11 protein-coding genes and 1 pseudogene are annotated in these 13,216 nt (G+C 63.6%); 8 read left to right on the forward strand and 4 right to left on the reverse strand.

What is annotated here, in order from left to right:
* Positions 1-5: 5 nt before the first annotated feature.
* The 3 genes and pseudogenes from lpxB (at position 6) to HD883_RS02290 (ending at position 2,879) form a co-directional block, all read left to right on the forward strand.
* Positions 6-1,163, forward strand: coding sequence for a lipid-A-disaccharide synthase (lpxB, locus tag HD883_RS02280; protein ID WP_257021957.1), 1,158 nt, complete (start codon positions 6-8; stop codon positions 1,161-1,163).
* A gap of 67 nt (positions 1,164-1,230) precedes the next feature.
* Positions 1,231-1,809, forward strand: a pseudogene (rnhB, locus tag HD883_RS27530) (ribonuclease HII); the annotation flags it as partial.
* Positions 1,810-2,078: 269 nt separating this feature from the next.
* Positions 2,079-2,879, forward strand: coding sequence for a TrmH family RNA methyltransferase (locus HD883_RS02290; protein ID WP_179588018.1), 801 nt, complete (start codon positions 2,079-2,081; stop codon positions 2,877-2,879).
* Here HD883_RS02290 and ppsR read toward each other — a convergent pair.
* The gene (gene ppsR, locus HD883_RS02295) at positions 2,873-3,721 is read right to left on the reverse strand and encodes a posphoenolpyruvate synthetase regulatory kinase/phosphorylase PpsR (protein ID WP_179588017.1); all 849 of its coding nucleotides are present in this window, start codon (positions 3,719-3,721) and stop codon (positions 2,873-2,875) included. The two genes, HD883_RS02290 and ppsR, sit on opposite strands and share 7 nt — an antisense overlap.
* A gap of 286 nt (positions 3,722-4,007) precedes the next feature.
* On the opposite strand from ppsR, the gene ppsA reads away from it, so the two are divergent.
* The 3 genes from ppsA to HD883_RS02310 all read left to right on the forward strand — a co-directional run bounded on the left by ppsA (position 4,008) and on the right by HD883_RS02310 (position 7,963).
* Complete coding sequence (gene ppsA / locus HD883_RS02300; RefSeq protein WP_179588016.1) at positions 4,008-6,368, forward strand: phosphoenolpyruvate synthase; 2,361 nt, start codon at positions 4,008-4,010, stop codon at positions 6,366-6,368.
* Between the two features lie 209 nt (positions 6,369-6,577).
* Positions 6,578-7,012, forward strand: coding sequence for an NfeD family protein (locus HD883_RS02305; protein ID WP_179588015.1), 435 nt, complete (start codon positions 6,578-6,580; stop codon positions 7,010-7,012).
* Between the two features lie 12 nt (positions 7,013-7,024).
* Positions 7,025-7,963: an SPFH domain-containing protein gene (locus HD883_RS02310; RefSeq protein WP_179588014.1), complete on the forward strand. Its 939-nt coding sequence runs from the start codon at positions 7,025-7,027 to the stop codon at positions 7,961-7,963.
* Positions 7,964-8,029: 66 nt separating this feature from the next.
* Here HD883_RS02310 and smpB read toward each other — a convergent pair whose 3' ends face one another.
* On the reverse strand, positions 8,030-8,488 hold the full coding sequence (gene smpB, locus HD883_RS02315) for an SsrA-binding protein SmpB (RefSeq protein ID WP_179588013.1): 459 nt from the start codon (positions 8,486-8,488) through the stop codon (positions 8,030-8,032).
* Positions 8,489-8,544: 56 nt separating this feature from the next.
* Between smpB and HD883_RS02320 the strand changes: the two genes are divergently transcribed.
* Entirely contained in the window at positions 8,545-8,979 is a 435-nt protein-coding gene (locus HD883_RS02320) for a type II toxin-antitoxin system RatA family toxin (RefSeq protein WP_179588012.1), read from the forward strand.
* Positions 8,969-9,295 (forward strand): RnfH family protein, encoded by a 327-nt coding sequence (locus tag HD883_RS02325; protein WP_179588011.1) that lies wholly within the window; start codon positions 8,969-8,971, stop codon positions 9,293-9,295. Before HD883_RS02320 ends, HD883_RS02325 begins: the two co-directional genes overlap by 11 nt.
* Positions 9,296-9,363: 68 nt before the next feature.
* On the opposite strand, the gene HD883_RS02330 is transcribed toward HD883_RS02325, so the two are convergent.
* Together HD883_RS02330 and glf are read right to left on the reverse strand one after the other, a co-directional pair.
* Positions 9,364-10,530: a beta-glucosidase gene (locus tag HD883_RS02330; protein ID WP_179588010.1), complete on the reverse strand. Its 1,167-nt coding sequence runs from the start codon at positions 10,528-10,530 to the stop codon at positions 9,364-9,366.
* Complete coding sequence (glf, locus tag HD883_RS27895) at positions 10,527-12,971, reverse strand: UDP-galactopyranose mutase (RefSeq protein ID WP_179588009.1); 2,445 nt, start codon at positions 12,969-12,971, stop codon at positions 10,527-10,529. The genes HD883_RS02330 and glf overlap by 4 nt, the downstream gene beginning before the upstream one ends.
* Positions 12,972-13,216 lie beyond the last annotated feature (245 nt).

Raw genomic sequence — 13,216 nt, forward strand, 5'->3', positions numbered from 1 at the left:
CTGTGATGTCGGGTTCGGCACATCCTTCCATCGGCATGGTGGCGGGAGAGCCATCGGGAGACCTGCTTGCGGCCATGCTGGTACGCGAGCTCAAGCACCGGGCGCCGACGCTTCCGTTGCAGGGGATCGGCGGGCCCAAGATGCTCGCGCAGGGCTTCGATGCCTGGTATCCCATGCAGAAGCTGGCCGTCAATGGCTACGCCGACGTGCTGCGCCACCTTCCGGAACTGCTCAACATCCGCCGTACCTTGCGGGAACGCTGGCTGGCGGAACGCCCGTCGGTGTTCGTGGGCGTCGATGCGCCCGACTTCAACTTTGCACTGGAAGGCGCGCTCAAGCGGGGCGGCATTCCCACGGTGCATTTCATTGGCCCGTCGCTGTGGGCGTGGCGCGGCGAGCGCATCCACACGATTCGCGAGTCCGTCTCGCACATGCTGGTCGTGTTCCCCTTCGAACAAAAGATCTACCAGAATGCGGGCGTGCCCGTGACCTACGTGGGGCATCCGCTTGCCGGGGTGATCCCGCGCGTGCCGGATCGCGCCTTGGCGCGGCGGCGGTTGCGCATTGCGCCTGAGCATCGGGTGCTGGCGTTGATGCCGGGCAGCCGCGCTGGCGAAGTGCGCCATCTGGCCCCACGGTTTCTGCAGGCGGCCAAGCTGCTGCAGCAGAAAGATCCGTCGCTGCGCATCTGGGCGCCCATGGCCAATGCCGAGCGGCAGGCCCAGTTCGAAGCCTGCGCGGCGGAAGTGGGTGGCCTGCGGCATCTGCATTGCCTGATCGGCGGATCGCACGATGTGCTGGCTGCCTGCGACACCGTGCTGGTCGCCAGTGGCACGGCGACGCTGGAAGCGGCCCTGTTCAAGCGGCCCATGGTCATCTCGTACGCCTTGCCCAAGGTGTCGTGGTGGATCATGCGGCGCAAGGCCTATCTGCCGTGGGTCGGTCTGCCCAACATCCTGTGCAACGAAGCGATCGTGCCCGAGCTGCTGCAGGATGCCGCAACGCCGCGCGCGTTGGCCGATGCGGCCTGGACTGCGCTGACCGATGAGGCCCACGCGCGCCGGATCGAAACGCGTTTTACGGAACTGCACGACGAGCTTATCCGGGACACGTCGGCCTTGGCGGCCAAGGTCATTCTGGAGCTGGCAAACCATGCAGACTGAACGCGGCTGGGTGCAGAACGACTTTGGCTGGGACCTGCTGGGTGGCGAGTCCGGACAACAAGGCCATATCGGCGAGCTGGACGAAGCGACGCTGCTGACGTTGACCATCGCGGGCGTCGACGAAGCTGGCCGGGGTCCGTTGGCAGGCCCGGTGTACGCCGCCGCGGTGGTGCTGGACCGCGCCCGTCCGATCGCCGGGCTGGCCGACTCCAAGATATTGAAAGAAGCGGATCGCGATGCGCTGGCGATCGAAGTGCGCAGCACGTCGCTGGCCTGGTTCATTGCCAGCGCGTCGGTGGAAGAAATCGACTCGCTCAACATTCTGAACGCGACCATGCTGGCCATGCGCCGCGCGGTGGAAGGGCTGAGCATCATTCCCCATCTGGCGCAGATCGACGGCAACCGCGCGCCCCGGCTCAACTGCCGAGTGCAGACGGTGATCGGTGGCGACGCCAGCATCCCGGCCATTTCGGCTGCGTCCATCCTGGCCAAGACGGCACGTGACGCCGAACTGGTCCGCCTGCATGCCGAATATCCGCATTACGGTTTCGATCGCCACAAGGGCTATGGCACGGCGTTCCATGTCGAAAGCCTGTACAAGCACGGCCCCTGCGCGGCGCATCGGCGCAGCTTTGCGCCCGTGCGGATGGCGCTGGAAGGCAAGCCGATGCCGGACCTGGCGACGCTGGCGTCTGCTGAAAACGATGCGTTTGGCCAAGGCGTGGCGAAGACGGGTGTGAAGAAGACCGCCGCTCGCAAAGCTTCCGTCGGCAAGACCTCAGCCGCCAAAGACGCCGCGCCGTCTGCCTGGCCCACGTCACCGGATCCGGCGGTGGCTTCCGTCGACACGGCGCCCGCCGCGAAGGCCCCCAAGGCCCCCAAGCCCCGCAAATCCCGCCGGGCGGTCGCGTCCTGATGAAACGTATTGCCTCCCGCGACAATCCGCTGTTCAAGGAACTGCGCAAGCTGTCGTCCACGTCCCAGGCCCGCAAGCATGCGGGGCTGTCGGTGCTCGAAGGATTGCATCTGTGCCAGACCTATCTGGCCGTGATCGGCGCGCCACGCCACGCGGTGTTCGACGCACAGCGCCTGGACCGGCCGGACGACTGCCATCCGGAATTGCTGGCCCTGCACGACCACGTGCCGGCCGACCGCCAGGTGTGGCTGGAAGGCAAGCTGATGCAGGACCTGGAAACCGTACAGGCGGGGCAGGGCGTGGTGTTCGTGGTGGATACGCCCGCACCCAGTCTGCCGGATCGCATTACCGAATCGTGCGTATGGCTGGACCGCATTCAGGACCCGGGCAATGTCGGATCGATCCTGCGGTCCTGCGCAGCCGCCGGCGTGCGCCACGCGTTTCTGTCGGAAGAGACCGCCTTTGCGTGGTCGCCCAAGGTGCTGCGGTCAGGGCAGGGCGCGCACTTTTCGTTGACGATCCACGAGCAGGTCGATCTGGAGGCCCTGATGGCCCGTCTGGACGTGCCCCTGGTCGCGACGACCCTGGACGATGCACAAAGCCTATATGGCCCCGCCTTGCCCCCGAAAGCGGCCTGGGTGTTCGGCCATGAAGGGCAGGGCGTACGCCCCGCCTTGCAGCAGGCGGCGCAGGTGCGCGTGCACATCCCGCAAGAAGCCGCCGCCGAGTCCCTGAACGTGGCCGCCGCCGCGGCGGTGTGCCTGTTCGAGCAGCGCCGCCAGCGGTTGTCAGCTCAATAAAACCGGCCCTCGAGTCCGATCTTCTGCAGCACCGTCGTCGAGATTTCTTCGATCGACTTGGTCGTTGTCGACAGCCAGCGGATGCCTTCGCGGCGCATCAGCTTTTCGGCTTCGGACACTTCATACCGGCACTGTTCCAGCGACGCATAGCGGCTGTCGGGACGACGTTCGTGCCGCACTTCAGACAGGCGTTCCGGCTGGATCGTCAGGCCGAACAGCTTGCTTTTGTACGGCAGGATGTTGGACGGCAGGCTGTCGCGCTCGAAGTCATCGGGAATCAGCGGCACATTGGCCGCCTTGATGCCGTATTGCATGGCCAGGTACAGGCTGGTCGGCGTCTTGCCGCAGCGCGACACCCCCACAAGAATGACATCCGCGTTCTCGATGCCTTTGGCGTATTGCCCGTCATCGTGCGCCAGGCTGAAATTGATGGCTTCGATGCGATTCTGGTATTGCTCGGTATTGGCCACGTTGTGCGACCGCCCGATCGAATGGCTGGACTTGAAGCCCAGTTCGGCTTCGATCGGTTCCACGAAGGTCGAAAACAGTTCCAGGAACATGCCGTTGGCCTGGCGCACCCGGGTGTTGATCTCGGAATTGACCAGCGTGCTGAACACGATCGGGCGCTTGCCGTCGGCTTCAAAAGTCTGGTCGATGCGCGCCGCCACGTCCGCCGCCTTGTCGACCGAGTCGATGAACGGCAGGCGGATGTGCTTGAAACGGAGCCCCTCGAATTGCGCGAGAACCGAGTGCGCAAAGGTCTCGGCGGTAATGCCTGTGCCGTCGGACACCACGTACACGGTGCGGATGTAGGGCTGCGTTGACGCAGGGTGGAGAGACATGATGACCTCGCAGATCGAATCGACCGCAATACGTGAGAAAAAGGTAACAATTGACCGTTAACAGGCGGAGTGCAGACCACGCGGCGCACGGGGTAGAATCCCGGGGGTCATTGCCATCCGTCCCGTGGCATAGCTCAGGCCGGCTCCCGTAGTGTAGAGCGCAGCGCCGCCAGGCAGGTTTGGCCAGCACACGACATTTCCTAGGACAAACGCCAAGGTCGCGCGTTTGATCCCGCATCGTGTGCTCGCCAAACATGCTTTCTTGCCATTGTAATAGGGGACTTTCATGTCTTATGTTGTGCCATTCGAGCAGCTCCGCATGACGGATGTTGACTCAGTTGGAGGAAAGAACGCGTCGCTGGGCGAGATGATCAGCCAGCTGACCGGCGCCGGCGTTCGTGTTCCTGGCGGCTTCGCCACCACGGCCGACGCATTCCGCGCATTCCTGAAGGATTCGGGTCTCGACAAGCGCATCAGCGATCGCCTGTCCAGCCTGAACCCGGAAGACGTGCGTGCCCTGGCCGACACCGGCGCCGAGATCCGTCAGTGGATCATCGAAGCCCCGCTGTCACCAGAATTCGAACAAGCCATCCGCACCGAATTTGCCAAGCTCGACGCTGACGGCAAGGGCTCGTTCGCCGTTCGTTCGTCCGCCACGGCAGAAGACTTGCCTGACGCGTCGTTCGCCGGCCAGCAGGAAACCTATCTGAACGTCGTCGGCATCGATGACGTGCTGGACAAGATCCGCCACGTCTTCGCGTCGCTGTACAACGACCGCGCGATCTCCTATCGCGTCCACAAGGGCTATGCCCACGCGGATGTCGCCCTGTCAGCCGGTATCCAGCGCATGGTGCGTTCGGATTCGGGCGCCGCAGGCGTGGTCTTCACGTTGGACACCGAATCGGGCTTCCGTGACGTCGTCTTCGTGACGTCGTCGTATGGCCTGGGCGAAACCGTGGTGCAGGGCGCCGTCAATCCTGACGAGTTCTACGTCTTCAAGGGCTCGCTGGAATCGGGTCATTATCCGATCGTCAGCCGCCGCATCGGCTCCAAGCTGATCAAGATGGAATTTGATCCTGCACGCACCGGAGGCCATGCCGTGCGCACGGTCGACGTCGCGCCGGAACTGCGCAACCGCTTCTCGCTGACCGATGACGACGTCATCGAGCTGTCGAAGTACGCCGTGATCATCGAAAAGCACTATGGCCGCCCGATGGACATCGAGTGGGGCCGTGATGGCGTGGACGGCAAGATCTACATCCTGCAGGCACGTCCTGAAACCGTGAAGTCGCAGCAGTCGGGCAACGAAGTGCAGTTGCGCTATCGCCTGAAGGCCTCCGGCAACGTGCTGGCCACCGGCCGCGCGATCGGCCAGAAGATCGGTTCGGGCCCCGTGCGCCTCGTGGCCGACATTTCCGACATGGACAAGGTCCAGCCGGGCGACGTGCTGGTCACCGACATGACCGACCCGAACTGGGAACCGGTCATGAAGCGTGCCTCGGCCATCGTGACCAACCGCGGCGGCCGTACCTGCCACGCGGCCATCATCGCGCGCGAGCTGGGCATTCCGGCAGTCGTGGGCTGCGGTGACGCGACCCACATCCTGAAAGACGGCGCCCTGGTGACCGTGTCGTGCGCCGAAGGCGACGAAGGCCGGATCTATGACGGCCTGATCGAGACCGAAGTCGAGGAAGTGCGCCGCGGCGACATGCCCCCGATCGACATCAAGATCATGATGAACGTGGGCAACCCGCAACTGGCATTCGACTTTGCGCAGATCCCGAATTCGGGCGTGGGCCTGGCTCGCCTCGAGTTCATCATCAACAACAACATCGGTATCCACCCGAAGGCCATCCTCGACTATCCGAACATCGACGGCGAGCTGAAAAAGGCCGTGGAATCGGTGGCGCGTGGCTACGCCAGCCCGCGTGCGTTCTTCGTGGACAAGCTGGCCGAAGGCATCGCGACCATCGCCGCCGCCTTCCACCCCAAGACCGTGATCGTGCGCATGTCCGACTTCAAGTCGAACGAATACCGCAAGCTGATCGGCGGTTCGCGCTACGAGCCGGAAGAAGAGAACCCAATGCTGGGCTTCCGCGGCGCATCGCGCTACATCTCGGAAGACTTCGCCGAATGCTTCCGCATGGAATGCGAAGCGCTCAAGCGTGTTCGTGAAGACATGGGCCTGACCAACGTCGAAATCATGATCCCGTTCGTGCGTACCCTGAAGCAAGCCGAAAAAGTCATCGGTCTGCTGGGCGAAAACGGTCTGAAGCGCGGCGAAAACGGCCTGCGCGTCATCATGATGTGCGAAGTCCCGTCGAACGCCGTGCTGGCCGAGCAGTTCCTCGAGTACTTCGATGGCTTCTCGATCGGTTCGAACGACCTGACGCAGCTGACGCTGGGCCTGGACCGCGATTCGGGTCTGGAACTGCTGGCTGCCGACTTTGACGAACGCGACCCGGCCGTGCAGGCCCTGCTCAAGCAAGCCATCTCGGCATGCCTGAAGGCAGGCAAGTACGTCGGCATCTGCGGTCAGGGCCCGTCCGACCACCCCGACTTTGCCGTGTGGCTGAAAGAGCAGGGCATTCTGTCCATCTCGCTCAACCCCGACACCGTCGTGGATACGTGGAAGAAGCTGGCCTGATGCTGTTGGCCTGAAGTTGCTGGATTGATCGCCCGCCCGCCGGCCTTAGTTAGGGCTGCCGGGCGGGCATCAAAACGAAGGGAGTTCCGTGCGTGCACGGAACTCCCTTTGTCGTTCCTGGAAGGGATGTCATCCTGCATCGGTCATAATGGGGAGAACGCGGCCGAACGATCGTTTTTCCCTCTGCCGCCTGACCTCAAGGAGACCGCATGCAATTGGCCTGGATCTGGTTCGGCCTGATGGCCCTGGCCCTGATCGGCGAAGTCATGACCGGCACGTTCTATCTGCTGATCGTCGCGGCCGGTTTTGCCGTGGCGGGCGGCCTGGCCTACGTCGGCATGAGCGTGGCCGTGCAGATTGCGGTGTGCGCCATTGCGGTGCTGGTCGCGACGCTGCTGCTGCGCAAGACCGGGGTGCTCAAGAAGCGGGAAGTCGACGCTTCCGCCAATGCCGACGTCAACATGGACGTCGGCCAGACGGTCACCATCGACGTCTGGACCACGCCCCACAGCACCCGCGTCTGGTATCGCGGCACGCACTGGGAAGCGGAACTGGCTCCCGGCGCGCCCGCCACCGCCGCCCCCGGACGTTATGTCATCACCCACACGCGCGGCAACACGCTGGTCGTGTCACCCGCTGCTTAATCAGGAGACCCCATGAGTCCTTCCACCATCGTCCTGCTTGTCCTGCTCTTCCTGGCCATCCTGATCGTCATCAAGGCGATCGCGATCGTGCCCCAGCAACATGCTTGGGTCGTTGAACGCCTGGGCAAATTCGACCGCGTGCTGTCGCCGGGCGCCGGCTTCGTGATTCCGTTCATCGAACGCGTCGCCTACAAGCATTCGCTCAAGGAAATCCCGCTGGATGTGCCGAGCCAGGTATGTATCACGCGCGACAACACGCAGCTGCAGGTGGACGGCATCCTGTACTTCCAGGTGACCGACGCCATGCGCGCTTCGTATGGCTCGTCCAACTACATTGTTGCCATCACGCAGCTGTCGCAGACCACGCTGCGTTCGGTGATTGGCAAGCTGGAGCTGGACAAGACGTTTGAAGAACGCGAGCAGATCAACAGCAGCATCGTCAACGCATTGGACGAAGCGGCGCTGAACTGGGGCGTGAAGGTGCTGCGCTACGAGATCAAGGATCTGACGCCGCCCAATGAAATCCTGCGCGCCATGCAGGCGCAGATCACCGCGGAACGGGAAAAGCGGGCGCTGATCGCCGCGTCCGAAGGCCGCCGCCAGGAACAGATCAATATCGCCACCGGTGAACGGGAAGCGTCGATTGCGCGGTCGGAGGGTGAAAAGCAGGCCCAGATCAACCAGGCGCAGGGTGAAGCCGCCGCCGTGCTGGCCATTGCCGAAGCCACGGCCAAGGCCATTACGCAGGTGGGGGAAGCGGTGCGTATGCCAGGCGGCATGGAAGCCGTGAACCTGAAGGTGGCCGAACGGTACGTGGACGCCTTCAGCAACCTGGCGCAGAAGAACAACACGCTGATCGTCCCCGCTAACCTGGGCGACATCAGCGGCCTGATCGCGTCGGCCATGACGGTGGTCAAGGCCAGCACGCCCACGCTGGACAAGGCGCGGTAAGACACGCGGGCCGTCGCGGAGCAGTCACGCGCGGCCCGCATGGTGCCAGGGCAGGAAGGGCGCTGATCAGTCCTTGTTGCGCGTGTCGTGCTTCATGATCTGCGCCTTTTCACGCAGCCAGTCGCGTTCACGTTCGGTGTCCCGCTTGTCGAACTGCTTCTTGCCGCGCGCCAGGCCAAATTCCAGCTTGATCAGCGGGCCCTTGTAATGCAGATTGAGCGGGACCATCGTAAAGCCACGCTGTTCGACCTTGCCGATCAGTTTGCTGATCTCTTCGGCCTTCAGCAGCAGCTTGCGGGTGCGGGTGGCGTCGGGGTGGATGTGGGTGGACGCGGTGGCCAGCGGGCTGACGTGCATGCCCAGCAGGTACATCTCGCCGTCCCGCACGATCACATAGCCTTCCTTGAGCTGGACGCGGCCCGCGCGGATGGACTTGACCTCCCAGCCTTCGAGTACCAGACCGGCCTCGAAACGCTCGTCGATGAAGTAATCGTGGAATGCCTTGCGGTTCTCAATGATGCTCATTCGTCAGGCCGGTAAAATAGTGAATTCTAGCAATTGCCATATTGGTTGACCCACGCATGCATAAAGTGCAACGCTCGGTGTTGGTCCCCTACAGTGCGGAGCAGATGTTCGATCTGGTCGCCAAGGTAGAGGACTATCAAAAATTCCTTCCCTGGTGTGGTGGTTCCGAAGTCCGGAACCGCACGGAACAGGGCGAAGACGCGTCCGTCGTGATCCAGTTTGCCGGCCTGCGCCAGCGCTTCACGACGCGCAATACCCATGATTATCCACGGAGTATCTCACTCGCGCTTGTAGACGGCCCTTTTTCGGACCTGAACGGCAAGTGGGAGTTCCAGAAGCTGGCCGAAGACGCCTGCAAGGTGATCTTCACGCTGGAGTATTCCTTCTCCAGCCGCACGGTCGAAGCCATCATCGGCCCGGTGTTCAACCGCATCGCGACCAGCTTCATCGACGCCTTCACCAAGCGCGCCGACGAGATCTATGGCAGCTGACGTGCCGTCCGGCTTGCTTGCCGTGCAGGTCTGTTTCGCGGACGTCGGCAGCATCTGGCAGCGGGACGTCCAGCTGCCGGCAGGTGCGACGGCGGCTGCAGCGATTGAGGCAAGTGGATTTCGCGCGGCCTATCCGAATGTCGATCCGGCAGTGCTGGGGGTGGGCATCTACGGCAAGGCGGTGCCCCTGACGACATTGCTGCAGCCGAACGACCGGGTCGAAATCTATCGCGCCTTGCGCTTCGATCCCAAGGATTCGCGCCGCCGCCGCGCGGATCACCGGAAGCGGCAGCTGCGCCAGCAACGCGGCGGTTAGCGGGCAGCAGGCCGGTGCACCCGGCCTGCATCCGTTCCCGGCCCGCATCCGCACCCCGCCCGCATCCGCTACGCCTGGACCGGCTCCTGCACGTTCCCGGCAATACGCTGACCCACGCCGTACCGCACCGGCGCGGGTGTGAAGCGCGCCTGCTGATCCAGCATTTCCCGCGCCAGCGGCAGATACACCGGGCGTTCTTGCTGCGCGTCCGGGTAGCCGACCATGCCCGTGGGGCAATGCCGTCCATCGAACCAGCCCGGGTAGTCCGTGACCGGATACAGGCAGATGCCATGAATGTCGGCGCCCTGGCTGCGCGCTGCCGCCACTTCATCGCACACGTAGCGCAGCCACGGCACGCGCAAGTCGCCTTCGGCCCCGGTTTCGGCGATCAGGATCGGCCGCTGGTACCGGTTATGGACCTGCATCAGCAGCTCGCGAAAGGGCCGATAGTCGGACTCGCTCCGTTCGATCCGCGGGCCGTCCAGTCGCCACTGGTTGTGCGAATAGAAGTTGACCCCGATCACGTCCAGATTGTCGCGGCGGCCACCCAGGCCGTGTCCCCGTGCGCCCGCAATCATGTCCCAGGCCTCGTACTGGCCCTGGGTGGCATGCTCGGCGGCATCGACATCGTCGGCCGTCAGGGGGGCAACGTTGATCACCGGATCCGCCAGCATGAACCGCGCGCGCGCATCCACCTGCCGGATGGCGGCAATGCCGGCGCAGGTGGCCCGCACCAGCTGGCGTTTCAGTTCCGATCCCCGGCCCAGGCCCATCGGGCCAAAGTGCGCCATGTCTCCGCCGGCCCACGACCAGTAGGAGATCTCGTTGACCGGGCAATACCACGGCACGTCGTCCGACTCATCCCGGATCACCGACGCCGCCGCGGCGGCAAAGCGGGCGAAACGGTCCGGGAACGCGGGACTGAACGGATCCACGTCGGCCGGATAGCCGTAGTGGCACAGGTCCCAGATCACCTGCATGCCGTGGTCTTGCGATGCCCGCAGCATGGGCAGGAAACTGCTCCAGTCGTACTGGCCCGGCGTGGTTTCGATCAGGTGCCAGCGCAGGCCGTCGCGCACCGTGCGGATGCGGTAGCGCGCCAGCGCGGCGTAGTCGGCCCCCGGGTGCAGCGCATGTCCGGTGTCCACCAGCAGATCGTGGCTTGCGCCATCGGGCCGCCGGTGGTTCGAACATTCGAAGCCCCCCTGCATGAAACTTCGAAACAGCGCGCTCATGGGCGGGCGTACACGGCTTCGTCGTCGTTGACTGCCGCAGGCGCGTTCGCCAGGGCGGCGCTGCGTGCAGCGTCTTCCTGTTGAAGCTGCTGATAGGTGCTCAGCGCCTGCGCCACGACCTGGTCCATGTTGTAGTAGCGATAGCAGGCCAGGCGGCCCACGAACACCACGTTGGGCGTGGCATCGGCCAGGGCCTGGTAGCGGCGATACAGCTCCTGGTTTTCAGGACGCGGCACGGGGTAGTACGGGTCGCCCTCGGCCATCGGGTATTCGTACGTCAGGCTGGTCTTGGCGTGCTGCTGTCCGGTCAGGTGCTTGTATTCGGTAATGCGCGTGTACGGGGTCGCCTCGGCAGGATAGTTGACCGTCCCGACCTGCTGGAAATTCTCTACCGGCAGGGTGGTGTGCTCGAAGCGTAGCGACCGGTAGGGCAGCTTGCCGAAACGATGCTTGAAGAACTCGTCTATCGGGCCGGTGTAGATCAGCTTGTCGTACTGCACTTCGCCTTCCAGGTCCTGGAAGTCGGTGCCCGTCATGACGCTGATGTTCGGATGGTTCAGCATGTTCTCGAACATCTTCGTATAGCCATGCAGCGGCATGTTCTGGAAGCTGTCCGTAAAGTAGCGGTCGTCGATCGACGTGCGCGTCGGCACCCGGGCGGCCACCGACTTGTCCAGCTCGCTCGGGTCCAGGCCCCATTGCTTGCGTGTGTAGCCCTGGAAGAATTTTTCATACAGTTCGCGGCCGATTTGTGACACCACCACGTCTTCCGACGTCTTGATGGTGTCCACCTTCTCGGCACGTGCCGCCAGGAAGGCTTGCGCGTCGTCCGCCGTGAATTCACGGCCATACAGGCGCGACAGCGTGGTCAGGTTGATCGGCATGGGCACCAGCTGATCATCCACCTGGGCAAGCACACGATGCTCGTACGGGCGCCATTGGGTGAAGCGCGACAGGTAGTCGACCACCTTATCCGAGTTGGTGTGGAAGATGTGCGGGCCGTACTTGTGCACGAGCAGGCCATCTTCGTTGTAGTGGTCGTAGGCATTGCCTGCGATATGCGGGCGTTTGTCCACGACCAGCACACGCTTGTTCGACCCCGCCGCCAGGCGTTCGGCCAGCACCGCGCCGGCAAAGCCGGCACCGACGATCAGGTAGTCATAACGCGGGGTGGACGCGGTCTTGCCGGCACGCGATCCCTTGCTCGGATCCAGCCGGGTCACGGCTGCGCCCGTCGTTTCCTTGGACGCATCAAGCACCCGTGCACGGTGCGCGCGGTTGATCGCGTCCCGCATGCCTTCCCAGGTCTTGTCCCACGACATTTCGCCCAGGATCGCATCGGCCTTGGCACGCACCGCGTTGCTGTCCTTGGCATCTTTCAGCGCTGCCTCGATCTCGGTCACGAATTCCTTCGCATTCGACGCGATGTGCACCAGGTCGGTATGGCCGTAGGTCCGCACCACATCCATGATCGGGGTCGATACCACGGGCTTGCCGCCGGCCAGGTACTCGGGGGTCTTCGTCGGGCTGATGAACCGGGTCGACTCGTTCATGGCAAAAGGCATCAACGCCACGTCCCAGCCGCCCAAGTAGGCCGGCAGCTGCTCGTAGCTCTTGGAACCCAGATAGTGGATGTTGGCGGCGCGGGGCAGGGTGGCCGGGTCGATCTTCACGATCGGGCCGACCAGCACGATCTGCCAATCGGGCCGTTGCGCGGCCAGGTCGGCCACCAGGTCGATATCAAAGCGTTCATCCAGCACGCCATAGAAACCCAGGCGCGGATGGGCAATGGTGCGCTGATCCTGCGGCTCGTCCTGATCGGCGCGGGCGGCGCGGAAGTGGCCGACATCAACACTGCTCGGGAACGCGTGGGCATTGACATGCACGCGGCGCTTGGCCTCGTACAGGCTGTAGCCGCCCGTGAACACGACGTCGGCGCGCGACATCAGTTCGCGTTCACGCTCGACCAGTTGCGGGGGAGCGCCGCGGAAAGCCGACAGTTCGTCCATGCAGTCATAGACCAGCAGCGACGGTTCCAGGTGCGAGCTGAACGCCAGGCTCATCGGCGTGTAGTACCACAGCATGAAGCTGCCGAAGTTCTGTTCCGCCATGAAGGCATCGAGCAGACGGCGTTGCTGCGCATCGGCCGTGGCGTGATCGCCCACGGCGGGCAGGCGCGGCACCAGCACGCACACGCCATCCTTGGTCATGCGTCGTTCAAGAAACGCTTCCGCACCGTCGGTCGGGATCGGTTCTTCGAAATAGAAGACAGGCTGGGACTTCGCGAACCGCGACAGCAAGTGCTGCGGGCGTTGGTAAACAAAGTCCCAACGCAGGTGGGAAAAACAGATCAAAGCAGGCCGTTCACGTGTCAGCCACCCATCGTCGGAAACGAAAGGAATGATGTTGGTGGCGCGTGCGCCGTCGCCGCGGGACTGCATACCGTCAAGGCCTGCCGGATTCATAGGGACCTCTATGAGAAAAAGGAATTGGGACGCGGGGCATGCGTCCGACCGAGGGAGAGGGTCCCGTGGACAGGTGGAAGGCATGCCGACGCACCATTCACGCAATTGATGTTCCCGGAAGCGGCTTTTGCAGCGCCCGAATTCGTGAGGTTTACCTGTCGAACGATCTACGGAAGAGCTTTGCGCGACGCGGCTTTCCGGCCGACGGACTCCGTTTTGTC

Origin of the sequence: Pigmentiphaga litoralis (assembly GCF_013408655.1) — a bacterium.
Taxonomy (GTDB): domain Bacteria; phylum Pseudomonadota; class Gammaproteobacteria; order Burkholderiales; family Burkholderiaceae_B; genus Pigmentiphaga; species Pigmentiphaga litoralis_A.

Excerpts from the sequence above, each read along its gene's own strand:
- HD883_RS02320 (WP_179588012.1), top strand. The coding sequence starts at position 8,545 with ATGCATAAAGTGCAACGCTCGGTGTTGGTCCCCTACAGTGCGGAGCAG.
- glf (WP_179588009.1), bottom strand. The coding sequence starts at position 12,971 with ATGCAGTCCCGCGGCGACGGCGCACGCGCCACCAACATCATTCCTTTC.
- HD883_RS02310 (WP_179588014.1), top strand. The coding sequence starts at position 7,025 with ATGAGTCCTTCCACCATCGTCCTGCTTGTCCTGCTCTTCCTGGCCATC.
- lpxB (WP_257021957.1), top strand. The coding sequence starts at position 6 with ATGTCGGGTTCGGCACATCCTTCCATCGGCATGGTGGCGGGAGAGCCA.
- ppsR (WP_179588017.1), bottom strand. The coding sequence starts at position 3,721 with ATGTCTCTCCACCCTGCGTCAACGCAGCCCTACATCCGCACCGTGTAC.
- smpB (WP_179588013.1), bottom strand. The coding sequence starts at position 8,488 with ATGAGCATCATTGAGAACCGCAAGGCATTCCACGATTACTTCATCGAC.
- HD883_RS02325 (WP_179588011.1), top strand. The coding sequence starts at position 8,969 with ATGGCAGCTGACGTGCCGTCCGGCTTGCTTGCCGTGCAGGTCTGTTTC.
- ppsA (WP_179588016.1), top strand. The coding sequence starts at position 4,008 with ATGTCTTATGTTGTGCCATTCGAGCAGCTCCGCATGACGGATGTTGAC.
- HD883_RS02290 (WP_179588018.1), top strand. The coding sequence starts at position 2,079 with ATGAAACGTATTGCCTCCCGCGACAATCCGCTGTTCAAGGAACTGCGC.
- HD883_RS02305 (WP_179588015.1), top strand. The coding sequence starts at position 6,578 with ATGCAATTGGCCTGGATCTGGTTCGGCCTGATGGCCCTGGCCCTGATC.
- HD883_RS02330 (WP_179588010.1), bottom strand. The coding sequence starts at position 10,530 with ATGAGCGCGCTGTTTCGAAGTTTCATGCAGGGGGGCTTCGAATGTTCG.